This is a genomic window from Hyphomicrobium sp. LHD-15, assembly GCF_031157355.1.
Lineage (GTDB): Bacteria > Pseudomonadota > Alphaproteobacteria > Rhizobiales > Hyphomicrobiaceae > Hyphomicrobium_C.
Map to the genome: position 1 here is coordinate 129,545 of NZ_JAVIFT010000004.1, position 17,519 is coordinate 147,063.

Consider the following 17,519-nt stretch of genomic DNA (forward strand, 5'->3'; position numbering starts at 1 on the left):
GGGGATGACCAAAGCGCATGTGTGGCCTGGCAGGATTTGCAGGCTTCAAAGCCCTGGCGCATGAGCCGGGGAGAATAGCGCGCGTGATGGCGGACGCGATCCGCCACCGGGGGCCAGACGACTCGGGCACGTGGATCGATACGAATGCTGAGATTGCCCTCGCGCATCGGCGTCTTTCGATCGTGGACCTCTCGCCCGCCGGGCATCAGCCGATGCCGTCGGCGTCTGGGCGCTTCGTCATTGTCTTCAACGGCGAGATCTATAATCATCGCGAGATGAGGGCGCGCCTCGAACAAGAGGGGCGCACTATCGCTTGGCGCGGCACCTCCGATACCGAGGTGCTGCTCGAAGCGGCGGCGGCTTGGGGGCTTCGCGTGGCGCTCGAGTGCGCTGTCGGGATGTTCGCGCTCGCGTTGTTCGATCGCGAGAAGCGGCACCTCTATCTCGCTCGCGACCGGCTTGGCGAGAAACCGCTATACCATGGGCGCGTGGGAGGATCGTTCGTTTTCGGATCTGAGCTGAAGGCGCTTGCACAGCATCCGGAGTGGATTGGCGAGCTCGACCGCGATGCTGTTGCGATGTTCATGGACACCGGAAATGTCCCGGCGCCGCACTCCATCTATCTGGGCATCCGGAAGCTTCGGCCCGGCACGTTCCTCACTCTCGATTTGGCAACGGACGCGGAGACGACAGAGACCTATTGGGACGCGCGATCCGTTGCGTCGGCAGGGCTCGCCCATCCGTTCGCTGGCACGGCCGATGAGGCCGTGGACCGCACCGAAGCTTTGCTTAAATCCTCTATAGCGGGGCAAATTATTGCGGATGTGCCGCTCGGTGCGTTTCTTTCGGGGGGCATCGATTCCTCAACTGTGGTCGCACTCATGCAATCCCAGAGCGCGCGGCCGGTGCGCACGTTCTCGATCGGATTTCATGTCGAGGGCTATGACGAGGCGCAACATGCCAAAGCTGTCGCCAGACACCTTGGGACGGAGCACACTGAGCTCTACGTTTCGGAAACGGATGCGCTCGCCGTGATTCCCAAATTGCCGGAGATCTACTGCGAGCCGTTTGCGGATGCTTCCCAGATTCCGACGTTTCTGCTCTCGAAGCTCGCGCGGCAGCAAGTGACGGTTTCTCTGTCGGGGGACGGCGGCGACGAACTGTTCGGCGGATATTCCCGCCACGCATTCGCGCGTCGCTACTGGCCCGCGCTCAAGCGCCTTCCAGGTGCCGCACGTCGCGGCATTGCTTCTACCATTACACACGTCTCTCCCGCCGCATGGGACAAAGCGATGAACCCGCTTTTCGCCTTGCTGCCAAAGACCAAGCGGCCTCCTCGTTTCGGCGAGCAGCTTCACAAAGCCGCTTCCATCGCGGGGGCTGCGGACGACGACACGCTCTATCGCGCGCTTACCACGCGGTGGCCCGACTGCGGTCGCCCGGTGCCTCACACGCACGACCTCCCGCGCGCAAGCGCACTTGGCTCGGCCGACACCATTCGCAACATGATGTTCCAGGATCTTACCGGCTATCTTCCGGACGACGTGCTCGCCAAAGTCGATCGCGCCGCCATGGCGGTCAGCCTTGAGACGCGCGTGCCGATGCTGGACCATCGACTTGTCGAATTTTCCTGGAGCCTGCCCGACAGCTATCTTTCTCGTGGCGGAAAATCCAAATGGCCGCTCCGGCATCTACTTGCCAAATATGTGCCGCGTGACTTGATCGAACGCCCGAAGAGCGGCTTCGCCGTGCCAATCGGAACTTGGCTCCGCGGCGAGCTTCGGGATTGGGCGGAGGGGCTTCTGAGCGAGGCGCGGCTCGAAAATGACGGCCTGCTCGACGCTGCGCTCGTCCGGCGTCTTTGGAGCGACCACCTTTCTGGACGAAAGAATGCGCAATACGCGCTCTGGAACGTCCTCATGCTCAATGCCTGGCTCGACGAAACCGGGGGAGCGCGGGTGCAACGCGTCTCCGCCGATCGCGATCATGTTGCCTGAGGCGAGCCATTCGATGAGTCAGACAGGCAAGCCGCCGAAGCTTTTGTATCTCGTCACGGAAGATTGGTACTTCGTCTCGCACCGGCTGCCGCTGGCCATCGCAGCGCGCGAGCGGGGCTACGACGTTGTGGTGGCGACGCGCGTCCGGGAATCAGGCGCCAAAATCCGCGACGCCGGTCTGCGGCTCATCCCACTCGACTTCGAGCGCGCGAGCCTTTCGCCGTTGAGCGAAGGCAAGACGATCTCACAGCTCGTGGCGCTCTATCGGCGCGAGGCTCCGGATATCGTGCATCACGTGGCGCTAAAGCCCGTCTTGTATGGGGCGATCGCGGCCCGCCTTGCCGGGACGAAGGCGGTCGTGAATGCCATCATGGGGCTAGGCTTCGTGTTCAGCTCGAACTCGGCCAAAGCGCGCTTTTTGCGGCCAGCGGTTCAACGGCTCATGAAAAGCGCGCTTGGCCGATCCGGCGCACGGACCATCGTTCAAAACGCAGACGACCTTGCTTTTTTGACCGACAACCGGATCGCTGCGCCCGGTACCGTGCGCCTCATTCCGGGCTCTGGCGTGGACGTGAACCTCTATTCGCAGGCGCCACCGCCGGAAGGCGTCCCGACGATCGTGCTGCCGGCGCGTCTCATTCGCCCCAAAGGCGTAATGGAGTTCGTGGAAGCCGCGCGTCGGCTGAAGCAGGACGGGCTTCGCGCGCGCTTCGTCCTCGTCGGGGCGCCGGACCCTTCCAATCCCGCCTCGCTTACGGAAAACGAGATCAGGAACCTAGCCGAAAGCGGCGTGGTCGAGCATTGGGGTTGGCGCGCCGACATGCCGGCCGTGCTCGAAGCCGCAACAGCCGTTTGTCTTCCCACCTACTACGGCGAAGGCGTGCCCAAGTCCCTCATTGAAGCGGCCGCCAGCGGGCGCGCCATCGTGACGACCGATACGCCCGGATGCCGCGATATCGTCAAACACGACGTCAACGGCTGGCTGGTACCGCCACGCGACGTGGATGCGCTAACGCATGCCCTGCGGGACGTCATCACCAGCCCGGAAACGACACGCCGATATGGCGAACAGGGCCGGCACCTCGTGCGCAACGGATTTTCACTCGAGGAAATCGTCCGGCAAACACTCGCCGTGTACGACGAAATCCTGCCGCCCGGCTGATCACACCCACAGTTGCCTGCAGGCCGGGGTTTCGGCCGGCGTTTTCTGATCGTGCCTGATGTAGTATTCATGCTGACGCACACGTGTGCAACGCCCCTGATGCATGACTTTTCCGCACCACTCAGCAACGAGGGATACGGACATGCCGATCGCTTCCATTGTCGCGGAACCTCCGCTGCAAGACGTGCAAACCGCTCAGCACGTGATCACGTCCAACACCAAACGTGGCGTGCCTATGCCGTGGTGGGCGAAAATCGCGGCGAAGGTCGTGCTTTCGCGCGTCATGCCCAGCTATCAGGTGCGCCAGCGGCTCGGCCTGTTCCGGCACGGCGCGATGGATCGCGATGCTCATCGGCAGATTCGGCAGGTCGAGCGGGTGATCGCTCATCATCGCGCGCATGGGCGTAACACGCCGCGCGCCATCCTCGAGCTTGGCCCCGGCGACAGCGTCGGCATGGCGCTTGTCGCGAAGTCGATGGGCTTTCACACATCCTATCTCGTGGACGTCGGGGATTTCGCATCACGCGACATGCAGGTCTATACGCGCTTGCTCGACGCCTTGCGCGACACTGGCCATACACCACCGTCGAATGTCGACACGTCAAGCCGTGACGCCTTGCTGAAAAGCGTCGATAGCTCCTACCGCACGATCGGAACCCGGGCCCTCAAGGACATCCCAGATACCTCAATCGACATTCTCTTCTCGAACGCCGTTCTCGAGCACGTGGCGCGCTCCGAGTTTCAGGATCTGATCGAGGAAACGTTCCGGATCATGACGCCGGGCGCCATCGCGCACCATCAGATCGACTTGATGGACCATCTTGGCGGCGCGCTGAACAATCTCCGCTTCAGTGAGCGCGTGTGGGAAGGTCGCCTGATGTCGAACTCGGGCTTCTATACGAACCGGCTGAGGTTCAGTGAAATCCTGGATATCGCGAAGAAGGCTGGTTTCAATTTCGCCGTTACGCAGATCACGGCCTGGCCAGAGCTGCCGACGCCAAAGCGGGCTCTCGCTGCTCCGTTCAACGCATTGCCGGACGACGAGCTCAAGGTGGCAACGTTCGGGCTGTTGCTTCGGAAGCCGGACTAGAGCGTATTTGCGTTCCTAATCCGTCGCGCTTACGAGGCCGCGCGCGCGAGCGACCGGTAGAGGTTCGCATAGGTCGCGGCGATGTGCGCCAAGCTGAAATTCTGGACGATGCGCTCGCGCGCGCGGTTTCCGAGCGCCGTTCTCTCATTTGGTGAGAGCCGCAGCATTTCGCGCAGGGCCTGCGCAAGAGCCGCGTCGTCTTTCGGCGCAACGATGCGGCCGGTATCAGCCACGATGGCGGCGGATTCTCCAACGTCGGTCGCAACGCACGGAACCCCGCACGCCATGGCCTCGCCCAGAACATTCGGAAAGGCCTCTCCCCATGCAGAAGAAGAGACGTAGACATCGAGTGCGGGCAAGAGCCGATACATATCGGTACGCTCGCCCAAAAGGTGAACCTTGCCGGCGAGACCTGCCTCCTCGATGAGCTTGGACAGGCCACTATTTGCAGGGGTGATTTCCCGTCCCGCGAGGATCAGGTGCGCACGCTCGTCTCCGGACGCCACATCTGCAAATGCGCGGATCAGGCTCGCATGGTTCTTCATCACATGATAGCGCGCCGCATGGCCCACAAGACGCATCTCAGGATCGAGCCCAAGCTCCGCCAATAGTCGATCACGCGCTTCGGACTCGGGCTTGAATCGCTCACAGTCGAAGCCATTGGGGATGACAAGCGCGTCGTCGGCCGGATAGCTCACGGCCTCATGCTGCTGGCGGCTTTGCTCCGAGCAGTAAACGACGCGGCCGTTTCTCGCCTTGATCAACGTAGGGCCGAGCCAGATCGAGGCACGTGTGAATATTTTTTCCTGCTTCGCGGCGAGGGTGCAGCGGATACCCGCGATGAGTGGCGTTGCCTTCGGTGCGATCAGACAGGCGACGACATTGGCGTGATACATCCAGCCGTGAACGACATCGGGACGTTCGGCACTCGCGAGGCGCTGCAACCGCTGGATCGCGAGTGGCATGCTTAGAGAGCCCGTCAGGTTCGCAAGCGTTACCGGCACACCGAGTCTCGCGAAATCAAACGCATTCTTGCCGCTCAGGGCTATGATGGAATGGCGGGACGTGCCGTCCTTGCTGAGCTCGGTAATCAGCTTGTGCAACATCGTCTCGGCCCCGCCGCGCGACAAGCCCGTTATCACGTGGAGGATTTTAAGTGGACGATTTGCTTCAGACGATCCCATTACTCGCGGAGCTCAGCACACGACCCGGTTGCCACATCGATCGACTCGCACCCGCCAGCCGAAACCAATCGGGAGCATTTCTCTAGGACTAGTGCAACAAATTCAATGACCGCGTGCCGTCAATTTCGCGGCGCGGCGCTGGTTTCGGCAGAGCACCTCAGTAAATGTGCGATGCACTCTTTCGCAAAGCGCGCCATGGAACGACTTTCTCGTGTGGCGGCGATGTTGACGCAGATCGAGTTGTAAAGCACGGGATTGAGCAACAAATCCTCAAGTGCCTCCGACAATGCGGCAGCATCGGCTCGCAGGGCGACCACACCTGTCCGGCCGTCTAGTATCTGCTCGATCAACCCCCCGACCGGGGTTGCAACCACAGGCATACCCGCTCCGAGCGCCGCAGCCGCCACGCCAGACTGGCTCGCCTCGACGTGCGACAGCACCATGACGTCAAAGCGGCTCATAATCTCGCTGATTTCGGTGTCCGAAAGCCATCGGTTCACAACCTCGGCGCCGAGCGCATGAAGGCGGGGCGCGCAAGATCCCAGCCTGCCTTCGCCGAATACGCCGACCTCTATCGGAACGCCGTTGCTCTTGAGAATCTCCATCGCATCCAAGAAGAGCGGCAATCCCTTGTAGTCCATGATCCGGCCCATGAAGAGAAGACGTGTAGGCCGACCAGTTGGCGCTTCGCGGGAGATGGGGGCGGAATAGCTGAGTTCGGGATGGAAAAGCGTGACAATTTTTTGCCTGGAAATGCGCCCCAAGGCTTCAAGCCGACCCGCAACCGCGCCGCTCAGCGTCAGCACGAGGTCAGCGTGATCCATCGACTTGTCCATCCACCCTTTTGCCAAGGATGTGATATCTCCCGGATGGGGATCGGCGTCATGCACGATCGGCACGTAAACTGCTCCGGCCGCCTTCACCACTGGCGCAACGATGGGCGACCAGACGTGAGGCATGAGATCGATCACGGCACGGGTATTGTCGTCGTGCAGCCGCTTTCGCAAGGCAGAGCAGAGCGACGGCAAAGACCACGCTCGGGCGAAGGCGCCCATATCGGAGCGAAATGTCGAAACGGGAAAAAGCGACGCGCCAAATTCTTTGAATTGATCGTAGGTGTCGCACTGGCGGGAGACTGAGATGGTGATGTTGGACGCTGGCTGAGCACGGACCTCACGAGCGAAATCCAACGAGAAGCGCGTCAATGCACCGCGCCGCCCCCAGTACATACACATCACGTTAGGTGTTGCAGATGTACGCAAGCCCCCGTCCATGTTCGTTCGGCGTCCTCGTACGTGGTTATGTGGTCTAGCGAGGGTGCGAGGCGCCGAAGCGCGGCACAAAAATCGATGTGGCGGATCTCAATACCGGACTGAAAACGGTGTGGTCCAACGGAAAAGCGTGATTACCGGATCCTATCCCGCGAAAAGATGTCCATTGACACACCAATCGGTGCTTGGGATTGTCAAATTTTTTGAGGGTTTTAGCTTTTGTTTCCGCAGAATAATTCCCGCGAAGGCGTGCTTTTCACGTACTGGGGGCGTCGAGGGGCGCTGTCCCGTTTTGCTCTAGAGGTCGGGCGCGAGGCGCTATCGAACCGCAACTATCGCGCGGCTCTTTCTGTCTCCGAATACAACCAGGATTTTCGCGCAATCCGCGATGTCGGCAGCGAGCTTCTTCCGCTGCGACTTTTTTCCTCGGATTTGGGCGCTCTCACGCAGAGCTGGCGCATCCCCATTGTGCGCAGCCAGCTCATTTCCTGGGTTCGAGAAGCGCGCATCGGAACCGTCGTCGAGCTGATGCCCCATATCTGGTCCCCGTTCGTCATGCCAGCAGTCCAGGCCCACGGCGTCAGATACATCAGCGTCATCCACGATGCCGATGCCCATCCGGGCGATCGCTCCAGCATTGCCAAGACGCTGCTCGATCGGGCGCTCGACAATGCGGATTTGATTATTACGCTCAGCGGCGCCGTGGCGGGACGCCTTGAGGCGATGGAACGTGTGAGCGCCAAGAAAATCTTCACGCTCTTTCATCCCGATCTGCACTACGGCGCTGCTTCGCAGGCTCGCCGGGCGCCTGAGGGCCGGCCTGTGAAACTGTTGTTTCTTGGCCGTATTTTGCACTACAAGGGGCTTCCGATCCTCATCGACGCTGTCGAGCAGCTTCGCGCCGACGGACATTCTGTCGAACTTGGCGTTTTCGGAGAGGGTCCGCTTGGCGGAAGCGCACCACGTCTTCGCGCTCTCGGCGCCGAAGTCGTCAACAGATGGCTTTCCAATGACGACATCGCCTCCGTTCTCACCCGCTACGACGTCATGGTTCTGTCCCACGTCGAAGCAAGCCAATCTGGTGTCGCGGCGACGGCGTTCGGAGCGGGAATGCCGGTGATCTGCACGCCTGTGGGCGGATTGCCCGAGCAGGTTCTGGATGGCGTGACCGGGATCGTTGCGAGGCGCGCTGACGGTCCTGCGCTCGCGGACGCGATCATGGGGCTTGCGAACGATCCTCAGCTCTACAACGCCATAAGCGCGGCAATCGTCGATACCCAAGGCCACCGTTCGATTGCGCGGTTTGTGGAGGACTGCGTTGCGCACGCGCGCCATGCGACGGCACCGTAGGCCCCTCTTCGACTATCGCGGCATTTCAACCCACCCCCGCATTTCCCGTGTTCGATGGCACGACCAACGGCTCGTTTCAGACCGAGCAGACTGCCGGGCGACAACCTCCGAAAGTTATACGTCCGCTCACGTAAAACTCCGAGCGGATGAAATTCCAAGTGCGAACTGATTGCACGCAATAACGTTCGAAAGTAAAAGCAAATTACGAGTGGCCACGTGGCGGTATTTCATCCGGCAAGGGGTGCCCTTCGCAGTGAAACATCTTTCTTGAGGGTTTGCATGACCGCGAAGAAGGCCTTGATCACGGGCGTCACCGGACAGGATGGAGCGTATCTCTCAAAACTGCTCGTGGACAAAGGCTACGAGGTCCATGGCCTGCTTCGCCGAAGCGCATCGGCCGATGTCATCGATGCCCGCCTCAAGTGGCTCGGGATCGCCAACAAGGTCATCTACCACGACGGCAACCTGGTCGACCTCTCCTGCCTCATTCGCATCGTCGAAGATGTCGCGCCGGATGAAGTCTACAATCTCGCCGCACAATCGTTCGTGAAGTCCTCGTGGCAGCAGCCTCTTCTGACCGGATCGGTCACCGGCCTCGGGGCTGCAAACGTGCTCGAAGCGGTTCGGATTGCTCGTCCACAAGCGCGCTTCTATCAGGCTTCGTCATCCGAGATGTATGGCCTCATCCAGGAGCCTATCCAATCGGAAACGACCCCTTTCTATCCTCGTTCGCCCTATGCCGTGGCCAAGCTCTACGCGCACTGGATGACGGTCAACTACCGCGAAAGCTTTGGGCTCCATGCGTCGAGCGGCATCCTGTTCAATCACGAGTCCCCGCTGCGCGGCATCGAGTTCGTCACGCGCAAGATCACCGACGGCGTCGCCCGCATCAAGCTCGGCCTGCAGAAGAACATCATGCTCGGCAATCTGGACGCCAAGCGGGACTGGGGCCATGCGAAGGATTACGTTCAGGCCATGTGGCTCATGCTGCAGCAGGAGCGACCTGACGACTACGTGGTGGCCACCGGCCGGACGACGTCGGTCCGCACGTTCTGCGAGCTTGCCTTCGCGCACGTGGGGCTGACCGCCGAGGACCACATTTCCGTGGATCCGAGATTTATGAGGCCCGCGGAGGTCGATGTCCTGCACGGAAACTCCGAAAAAGCTCAAAAAGCGCTAGGATGGTCTCCGGAAACGAGCCTCGAACAGCTGGTGGCGGAAATGGTGGAAGCCGACCTGGTTCGCCTCAAGAGGCACGAACACCTTTAGCCAGGGCAGCCAACATGCGCGTTCTCGTCACCGGTGCGGGCGGCTTCGTCGGCCCCTATCTGATCGCTGCCTTGCGCGACCAGTTCGGGAGCGGGCTTGATCTCGTTGCGACGTCGAAAGATCGCGTTCCGCATCCAAGCATCGGAACAATCGAAGCTCTCGATGTCTGCGATGCAGCGGCCGTCGAGGAGATCGTGCGACGAGTCCAGCCGGACCACATCGTTCATCTCGCGGGCTTGGCTGCCATTCCAAAGGCCGCTGCCAACGTCGATCTCGCCTGGAACATCCATCTCTTCGGCAGCCTGCATATTGCGAGAGCCGTTCTGAGGCATGTTCCGAAATCAGTCCTCCACCATATCAGCACAGGGCAGGTCTACGGCGCGAGCGCTTTGCCCGGCCTTGCTTTGGACGAGACGGTCCTACTGGCCCCGAACAACACTTACAGCGCAACCAAGGCGTCCGCGGATCTGGCACTCGGGGCGCTCGCGGCCGAGGGCTTGCGCTGCATTCGCCTCCGCCCCTTCAATCACATCGGGCCTGGCCAGAGCGAAGACTTCGTTGTTTCGAGCTTCGCGATGCAGGTCGCGCGCATCGAGGCCGGCCTGCAAGAGCCCGTGATGCGCGTTGGGAATCTCGACGCCGAGCGCGATTTTCTGGATGTGCGCGACATCGCGGCCGCGTACGCGCTCGCGATCAAGAAGTCGGGAGAGCTCGAAGCGGGTGCAGTTCTCAACATTGCTTCAGGACGCCCCGTCCGAATTCGCGACATCCTTCATCGCTTGGTCAAGCTGAGCGGCGTTCAGATCGCGGTGGAGCAAGACGCCGCGCGAATGCGGCCGAGCGACATTCCGCGCTACATCGGCGACGCGGCTCGTGCGCGTCAGATCCTCGGGTGGTCGCCCAAATGGGAATTCGAAACGACACTCACGGACATTCTGAACGACGCGCGCAACCGAGTGCGCGAAGCAGCCGGTGGTCGCGCTTGACCTATTGCACGACGCTGTCTCGTGTCTCCGGCCGTTGTTCGATCATTTCCCGGACCGAACGGGCATAGCGCTCGGCGCTCCAGGCCTCGAGCGCAAACTGCCGGCCGCAAGCACCGAGGCGCCGACCTAGCCCCTCCTCGGAGCGCAACCTGACAAGCGCCGCCGCCGCCTGCTCGACATCGGCCTCGGCCCAGCTCGCGGCCGGATCGTGGTACGTTCTCTGCTCATCGCGCGCGGGGACGAGATGATAGTCGATCGGGAAGCCATGATCGCGCGTCAGGAAATCCGTATTTGCAGACCAATTCGTCGCGACGACCGGCAGGCCGGCCAGCATGGACTCGGCAATGGGCAGACCAAAGCCTTCCGCGCGATGAAGAGAAAGAAGCACGTCGGATTGCGCGTAGAGGCTCGCAACTTCCTCTCTCGACATGCTCTGCGTGATCAGCTCGATGTTGTCCGCATCGGCAACAGCTTCCTCAAGGCGGCGCAGCCCAGCCGGATACAATGAGGTATTCTGAGTTTTAACGATGAGGCGCGCAGACCGGTCGTTTCCGAAGGCTCTGCGGAAGGCGGCTATCGCGGCAAGCGGGTTCTTCCTGGCGAAACTCGACCCCGTATCGAACATCGACAAGACAGTAAAGCAATCCGAACGCTCACCCTTTTCCCAGTCCTTTGCGATTCCGCCCGCATGAGCCGCGACCGGATGGGGCAAGACCTTTACGGGCTTTCCTGCCGCAATCGATGAGATCGCGGCTTGCGTGAAATGGCTGGACACCCAGATCTCGTCGACAAACGGTACACCGCCCGACCACGTAGCCGGTACCCGCGGCAGCTCCCAATGCCAAACGCCGACTATTCTCTTGGCCTCGAGCAATGTGCGGCCGAGCTTCAGCAAGGCGACAGGCAGAATGGGACTATTGACGTGTGCGATGATCGTGCCGCTGCCGACCATCGTGCTCCCGTCTCGAAACGGAAAGTCGACGTTCCTCGCTTGCATCAGAGTTTCTGAGAGATCGACCGCATAGACCTCGAGGCCGGCGCGTTCGAGGGCTTGGTAGCAAAGCCGAGCTGACTCCCCCAGCCCCGTCGAAGACGTCAGGACGCCAACAACGATCAGCGGCTCAGAACCGCTTCTCCCCAACGCCGCTCTTGGCGCAAGCCTGGCCGCCGCCCCCTGAAGCATCGCGCTGCGCGCACCGGCAGGCAATCTTTGCCAGATTTGACGGTGTAGAAATCGCCTCAGCACCGGGCTGCCTTGTCTTCCAGGGCTTCGTCCATTCCATGCTGGACCACAACCAATCGATACGCGACACGTTTACAGATGCTTCGATATCGCGGCAACGTGTTGCATTCAATCCACCAAACGACTTCCAGGATGTGCCTATAAGTTCCAAATGGCCCAGGACGATATTCTAACGCAGAGAGGCTCGTTTTTCGCTGATCCGGCTTGGCCGATAGCGACTGACGATCGAATGTCCAAATAACGTGCCGAGTCGCTCCATGCCCCTTTCCCGCGACAGCCGCGCACGGAAGCGGCGAACAGGTGACACGCTGCTGCTTCTCGCGCTTGGGACAGCCGGGCTCGTGTCGGGATCCTGGATCGCACAATCTTACCTGAGCAAGAGCTTGACCAAGGCGCCAGCCTCCGGCCCTCTCGTCATCGAGCAGTTCAGCGAAGAAAGTGCGCACCAGTTCGCCACCCCTTATGTCGACAAAAAGAAGCTCAAGCAGGGCTGGTTCCCGCCCGAGACCTGGGGCGTGTGGTCCAACGCGCTCGTGTCGGAGCTGTCGATCCCGGTTGGAGAGACCTACTCCGACACACGTGTATCCGCGCAAATTTTCGCTTTCACCGCGCAAGAGATCAAAGTCGAAGCAAACGGCACCCAGATCGCGACCTGGCGTTTGGGGACCAAGACTTCGACGCAGACCGCTACCATCCCGAAATCTCTCGTGAACACCGTGCGAAACCTGGAAATAAAGTTCACTGCGCAGCGATTGGCTTCGCCAAGTGAGGGCGGAAAGAGCCGGGACACCCGTCAACTCGGAATCGGGCTTACCAGCCTGACGCTCGCTCATTGACGACAAATGTTCGCACGCTTCAGGACGCGACAGCGGAGTGCGCAGACTCGCAACGAAGATTTCCCGAATAGAAGGCGTATCCCTCAGCGGCCTTACTTCTTGCATAACGGGAGGAGCTGAGCCATTAAGCTATTGGAACACGGTTCCATTGCGCGAATGTTCTGAGACGGCAAATTGCCGAACTGTCGTGGGGGAAGAGTTTTTACCGTGACCAATCTCAGTGCCGATTTGAGTCGAGACGCCAACAACAAGCCCAGCGTCACCGTCGTCATTCCAGTCAAAGACGAACAAGATACGCTCGCGCGTCTTGCCGAGGGAATTTTCGAAGCTGTCAGCGGCCACGCTAAAAGCGCGGAGATCGTTTTCGTCGACGATGGCAGCAAGGACAAAAGCTGGAAGGTGATGCAGGACCTCGTTCTGCAGCATCCCGGACAAGTTCGAGCGCTGAAGCTGAGGCGCAATTTCGGCAAGTCCATCGCGCTGGCAGCAGGCTTCAAGGTCGCCCATGGCGACGTGATCTTCACCATGGACGCCGACCTGCAGGACGATCCGAAAGAGATCCCTCGCTTTCTCGAAGCCCTCGACGGAGGGCTCGATCTGGTCTCCGGCTGGAAACGAAAACGCAACGACCCGCTCTCCAAGACGCTGCCGTCGCTGCTGTTCAATCGTGCCACCGCCTGGATAACCGGAGTGCCGCTCCACGACTTCAACTGCGGCTTCAAGGCTTATCGGCGCGAGGTCATCGAGCAGCTCAAGCTCTACGGAGAGTTGCATCGCTACATCCCGGCCTTGGCAAACGATGCCGGCTTCCGGATCGGCGAGATCGAAGTGGAGCACCACCCGCGCCGGCACGGGGTGACGAAGTACGGCCTGGAGCGCTACGTCCGCGGCTTTCTCGACCTCATCACGATCCTGGCGACGACCCGCTATCTGCAGCGGCCCGGACATCTGTTCGGCGGTCTCGGCGTGGGCTTCGGACTCCTGGGCAGTCTCGTCCTGGGATATCTCGGCGTGCTCTGGCTCATGGGACAGTCCATCGGACACAGGCCGCTGTTCTTCGCCGGCATTCTTCTGATGGTCTTTTCGGTGCAGATGATCTCTCTCGGCGTGATCGCCGAACTGTTGATCCGCCTGTCCACCCCGCGGGACGTGGGAGATCTGGTCGTGGCAGACGTGTCGGAGAGATCCACGACCAAAGCTATCGCAGAATGACCCAAGCCCGGGTTTCGGATGACAAAGGCCGCTTTAGGGACGTTTCATGACAGCCAACATCAGAGTTGAAAATGGCCTTGTGATCGGTACTGCGGGCAACAAATACGAGTCGAAGAATCCGATTGCCCGTTGGCTGGTCCGCGGTTTCGACGACGCAGTGTCGCAACTTGCCGCGCAGGCCGCTCCCCAGACAATCCTCGAGGTCGGATGCGGAGAGGGCCATGTCGTGCAGCTTCTGCTCGACGCGACAACCGCGAAGATTCACGCGACCGATATCTCGGCAACCTGTATTGCCGATGCCAAAACGAACATCTCGTCGGATCGCGTAACCTTCGCCGTCGAGGACGTGATGACGATCGGACCGAGCAGCGCTTCTCCACCAGAGATGGTGGTGTGCTGCGAGGTTCTGGAGCATCTCGAAGATCCTCGCAAAGGGCTTGAGGCGCTTCTCGCGCTCGGGGCCGACTATTATCTTCTTAGCGTGCCGCGCGAGCCTCTCTGGCGTGTGCTGAATTTTTCAAGAGGGGCTTATGTCAAGGATTGGGGGAACAGCCCTGGGCATCTGCAGCACTGGAGCAAGCGCGGCTTCCTGAAGTTCATCGGCGAGCACCTAACCCCCATCGCAGTGCGTTCGCCTGTGCCGTGGACGGCCGTGCTGTGTCGCCCAAATGGACGCTAGGCTTGGTCGCTGGGTGAAGGCCGCAGGTTCGGCACTCGCCATCGTATCCGTTGTCTTCATTGCCGCTCTTTTCTGGAAAGAGCGTGTTGTTCTTTCCACATTCCGACCAGGAGCCGCCGGCATCGCGGCACTTGCGTTGTCGGCGATGGGCTACGGATTGCTTGGATGGGTCCTGGCGGACGCCTGGCGCCAACTGCTCCTATGGTCCGGTGAAACGAACGTTCCCAGCTCGTATACGCGCCGGATCTATGCTCAGACGCAGATCGCGAAATACATTCCGGGCAACGTCGCGCAGTTCGCCGGGCGGCAGGTAATAGGCCGCCAGGCGGGATGGACCCACACCGGCCTTTTACTCTCTACCGTGTTCGAACTGCTCAGCCTCGTTTGCGTGGCGGCAGCCATAGCGGCGGTGACCATTGCCACCGGGGCCCACGACGCGCTCGCTTGGAAACTGCTTGTTGCAGGAGGAATAGCGGCTGCATTCGTCGCGGGTGGCGTGACCGCTTTGCGTATCAGCCCGCGCCTGCTTGGCGGTCGTTGGCCGGACGTCGCCCATCGGTTGGCGAGCCTGAGATTGCGAGACCTATGGCCTGTCGCCGCCTATCATACGCTCTTCTTCATCACATCCGGGCTCCTGTTCATCGTCGTGACCGCTGTGACGACTGGGAAACCTGTGGCTTACGAGCACTGGCCGAAGCTGATCGGGTTGCTATCAATTGCCTGGATCGTAGCCACTTTGACGCCAGGTGCGCCATCCGGCATCGGCGTCAGAGAGATGATGCTTGTGGCAGGACTAGCGTTCATGACGACAACCGACAAAGCGATCCTCATCGCAACGCTGTGGCGAGCTGTAACGGTCGGTGGCGATTTGCTTTTCTTTCTCTCCGCCGGATTTCGGACCTCCAAAATAACACTCTCTCCCCCGCAGGCATAGTTCATGCACGGATATCACTTGTCGGCAATCTGAAACCCGCCTTTGTCACCCATCGCGACTCTCCCAACTGAAGAAAAGTGAAGCTCGAATGGCATCTGCAGTTTTCAACGCTTTCGAAATTGCGCGACCTGCTTTTTTATTGGGGCTTTATGCGATCCTTATCGGTCTGGGCGTACAGGCAGCTGTAGCACGATACGTCCGGTTTCCTCGGAGTATCGGGCTAACCGCAGGAATCGGACTGAGCGCGACCGCGGTGATCATTTTCTTTAGTTACCATTTCGCGGACGACGCAACGACGCCGATCTGGCCACTTGCCGCCGTGGCGGCGTTGGCGATTGCGGCGCGATTTGTCTTTGTTCTTAAAAAATGTTCTTGGAACACCTCGTTTCTCTGGAGATGGCTTCGATCGAGCTCGTCACGGTCAATAACTCCGATCGACATCATGGCAGCGGTTGCGGTCGCGCTCGTGATGTATCCCGTCACCAAGTTCGGCTTAACCTATTGGACCAATGGAACGGCCGATTTTCCAAACTACGCGTCTTCTGCAAAAATTTGGATGACCTCTGCGGCAGCTTTTGCGGAAAAGCACCCTGATGCGTTTGGAGATCTTCAGCTGCATCGGGCTTCCTTCGAAAAGCCGATGGTCACTGCCCTTCTCGTTGCGATGAGCCAGTTGTCTGATACGCCTCCGTATCAGCTTCTGACACCCGCCTTCCTTTTCTATTTGTTCATCCTTGCCACGTCATTGCTGGTTTTGTGCTCACGACTGTTTGGGCTTGGGCTATTCACGACAACAATCACCGTTCTAACTCCTGCACTGTCGCTCGTCCCCATGTCGCGCGTTTACGATGCGCAATTGGGCCAAGCCGCCGCAGTTTCCTTGCTGGCCTGCACGTTCGCGATTGTAGGAACGGCCGTCTTCAAAAGATCGGCATGGGGAATATTCGCATTTGCGCTCGTTACTGCGGTGGTGAGCGTAGCCGCACTGGGGTCCAACTTCACTCTCGTTATAGGGAGCGGGATTGCGCTGGCTGCTCTCGTCGTCTGGGCAGCATTGCATCGGGCACACTATTTTACTCGCCTAACCAAAGCTGCCGCCGTCTGCGCGCTTCTGATCGGCGCTATATGTTTGCCGTTGCTGAGTTGGTTCAAAGTCTCTTTTGCGGCACAAACGACGGGCGTCCCGGGCTTCAATATCCCGCTGGCGTCACCTCTTGCGATTGTCGGCCAGCAGATTTCTCTCGCTTCGGTGAGCGAGCAATCGCAAACGCTGCTGTCCTGGAGTGTGCTGTTGGTAATCGTATCGGCAGTGCTTTGGATTCGTGCGGCCTATGTACGTCGCGCAAGTATGCTGGATTTTTTCGTTCTGGCTGCCGCGACCGCTAACATTCTAATAATCGGATTGAAACTCGGCTGGAGTAACTACAGCGTTCATAAATATCTTGCTGTCGTTATCGCGGTGCTGATGCCGCTTGTGCTCTCCTATGCCACATCAAAACTTCGAGGAAGAGCAAGGATTGCCGCAATATTTACTTTTGTACCGCTACTCATCTCGAGCCTCTGGATCAGCTTGCAGCACGGCTCATCGGTGCAGATCGTCATGAGCCCTGATTTGGTCAGTCTTCAAAATCACCCCAAGCTTGCCGAGCAGGACTTCGTCAACATCGACCTTAAAAACCTTCACGAGGACTCGTTCGCGGCGCTGCTGTCGCCGTCGCGGTCAGCAACCATCCTCAGGTCGACCTACGCACGACCTACCCCACCCAATACCGGCTTATTTCTGATTCGATCAGATAAAGCTGACGCCGATATTTACTCAAACACGGTCAAGTTGAACGATACCTACTCATTGGCGTCGATAGACTTATCGCTTACTGACACCAAAATTGAGTTCAACAGTAAGCACCCTGCCTCGCGCCGCTTTCTGTTCGGCAACTGGCACCCGCTAGAAGAATGGGGGACATGGTCGGGCCGCAAGAACAACTACGTCGTGTTCGATCTGCCGCCCGAACTTCAATCCCGTGACTTCAACATGACCGTGACGGGCTACGCTTTTTCACACGTCACGACGCCACAAGAAATAGAAGTTTTGGTGAATGACTCCCCTTTGGGAGTCCAAACGTATCAAAACGAAGGGGCGAGGACGTTCACGGTTTCCGTCCCCAGACAATTGACTGAAGCAAGCAACGGGCGCGTAACCGTCAACTTCAAATCGAAACGGCTCATGTCTCCTTCTGAATTCGGCTACGCCGACAAAAGGTTTCTGACGTTCGGACTGATTAGCCTTCAAGTCGGACCGTAGGGAT

The 17,519-nt window shown here is 59.7% G+C and carries 14 protein-coding genes; 11 read left to right on the forward strand and 3 right to left on the reverse strand.

What is annotated here, in order from left to right:
• Positions 1–17: 17 nt before the first annotated feature.
• The 3 genes from asnB to RCO24_RS14105 all read left to right on the forward strand — a co-directional run bounded on the left by asnB (position 18) and on the right by RCO24_RS14105 (position 4,249).
• Entirely contained in the window at positions 18–1,997 is a 1,980-nt protein-coding gene (gene asnB, locus RCO24_RS14095) for an asparagine synthase (glutamine-hydrolyzing) (RefSeq protein ID WP_308962965.1), read from the forward strand.
• A gap of 13 nt (positions 1,998–2,010) precedes the next feature.
• Positions 2,011–3,159, forward strand: coding sequence for a glycosyltransferase family 4 protein (locus tag RCO24_RS14100; protein ID WP_308962966.1), 1,149 nt, complete (start codon positions 2,011–2,013; stop codon positions 3,157–3,159).
• A gap of 142 nt (positions 3,160–3,301) precedes the next feature.
• Positions 3,302–4,249 (forward strand): class I SAM-dependent methyltransferase, encoded by a 948-nt coding sequence (locus RCO24_RS14105; RefSeq protein WP_308962968.1) that lies wholly within the window; start codon positions 3,302–3,304, stop codon positions 4,247–4,249.
• 29 nt (positions 4,250–4,278) lie between these two features.
• Here the strand turns inward: RCO24_RS14105 and RCO24_RS14110 are convergent, their stop codons facing one another.
• Together RCO24_RS14110 and RCO24_RS14115 are read right to left on the reverse strand one after the other, a co-directional pair.
• On the reverse strand, positions 4,279–5,433 hold the full coding sequence (locus tag RCO24_RS14110; protein ID WP_308962969.1) for a glycosyltransferase: 1,155 nt from the start codon (positions 5,431–5,433) through the stop codon (positions 4,279–4,281).
• A 119-nt stretch (positions 5,434–5,552) separates the two neighbouring features.
• Complete coding sequence (locus tag RCO24_RS14115; RefSeq protein ID WP_308962971.1) at positions 5,553–6,695, reverse strand: glycosyltransferase family 4 protein; 1,143 nt, start codon at positions 6,693–6,695, stop codon at positions 5,553–5,555.
• Between the two features lie 228 nt (positions 6,696–6,923).
• Here RCO24_RS14115 and RCO24_RS14120 point away from each other — a divergent pair, with 228 nt between their 5' ends.
• From RCO24_RS14120 to RCO24_RS14130, 3 genes are all read left to right on the forward strand, one after another.
• Positions 6,924–8,054 carry a glycosyltransferase family 4 protein gene (locus RCO24_RS14120; protein ID WP_308962973.1) on the forward strand — a complete coding sequence of 377 codons (1,131 nt, stop codon included), beginning with the start codon at positions 6,924–6,926 and terminating at the stop codon, positions 8,052–8,054.
• A 279-nt stretch (positions 8,055–8,333) separates the two neighbouring features.
• Positions 8,334–9,323 (forward strand): GDP-mannose 4,6-dehydratase, encoded by a 990-nt coding sequence (gmd, locus tag RCO24_RS14125; protein ID WP_308962974.1) that lies wholly within the window; start codon positions 8,334–8,336, stop codon positions 9,321–9,323.
• A gap of 14 nt (positions 9,324–9,337) precedes the next feature.
• The gene (locus tag RCO24_RS14130; protein WP_308962975.1) at positions 9,338–10,309 is read left to right on the forward strand and encodes a GDP-mannose 4,6-dehydratase; all 972 of its coding nucleotides are present in this window, start codon (positions 9,338–9,340) and stop codon (positions 10,307–10,309) included.
• A 1-nt stretch (position 10,310) separates the two neighbouring features.
• On the opposite strand, the gene RCO24_RS14135 is transcribed toward RCO24_RS14130, so the two are convergent.
• Positions 10,311–11,306 carry a glycosyltransferase gene (locus tag RCO24_RS14135; RefSeq protein WP_308962977.1) on the reverse strand — a complete coding sequence of 332 codons (996 nt, stop codon included), beginning with the start codon at positions 11,304–11,306 and terminating at the stop codon, positions 10,311–10,313.
• Positions 11,307–11,809: 503 nt separating this feature from the next.
• On the opposite strand from RCO24_RS14135, the gene RCO24_RS14140 reads away from it, so the two are divergent.
• The 5 genes from RCO24_RS14140 to RCO24_RS14160 all read left to right on the forward strand — a co-directional run bounded on the left by RCO24_RS14140 (position 11,810) and on the right by RCO24_RS14160 (position 17,515).
• The gene (locus RCO24_RS14140; protein ID WP_308962979.1) at positions 11,810–12,388 is read left to right on the forward strand and encodes a hypothetical protein; all 579 of its coding nucleotides are present in this window, start codon (positions 11,810–11,812) and stop codon (positions 12,386–12,388) included.
• A gap of 207 nt (positions 12,389–12,595) precedes the next feature.
• Positions 12,596–13,600, forward strand: coding sequence for a glycosyltransferase family 2 protein (locus tag RCO24_RS14145; RefSeq protein WP_308962981.1), 1,005 nt, complete (start codon positions 12,596–12,598; stop codon positions 13,598–13,600).
• A 46-nt stretch (positions 13,601–13,646) separates the two neighbouring features.
• Positions 13,647–14,279 carry a class I SAM-dependent methyltransferase gene (locus RCO24_RS14150; RefSeq protein ID WP_308962983.1) on the forward strand — a complete coding sequence of 211 codons (633 nt, stop codon included), beginning with the start codon at positions 13,647–13,649 and terminating at the stop codon, positions 14,277–14,279.
• Complete coding sequence (locus RCO24_RS14155) at positions 14,269–15,213, forward strand: hypothetical protein (RefSeq protein WP_308962984.1); 945 nt, start codon at positions 14,269–14,271, stop codon at positions 15,211–15,213. The genes RCO24_RS14150 and RCO24_RS14155 overlap by 11 nt, the downstream gene beginning before the upstream one ends.
• An 88-nt stretch (positions 15,214–15,301) precedes the next feature.
• Positions 15,302–17,515, forward strand: a complete 2,214-nt coding sequence (locus tag RCO24_RS14160) for a hypothetical protein (protein WP_308962986.1) — start codon at positions 15,302–15,304, stop codon at positions 17,513–17,515.
• The last annotated feature ends 4 nt before the right edge of the window (positions 17,516–17,519 follow it).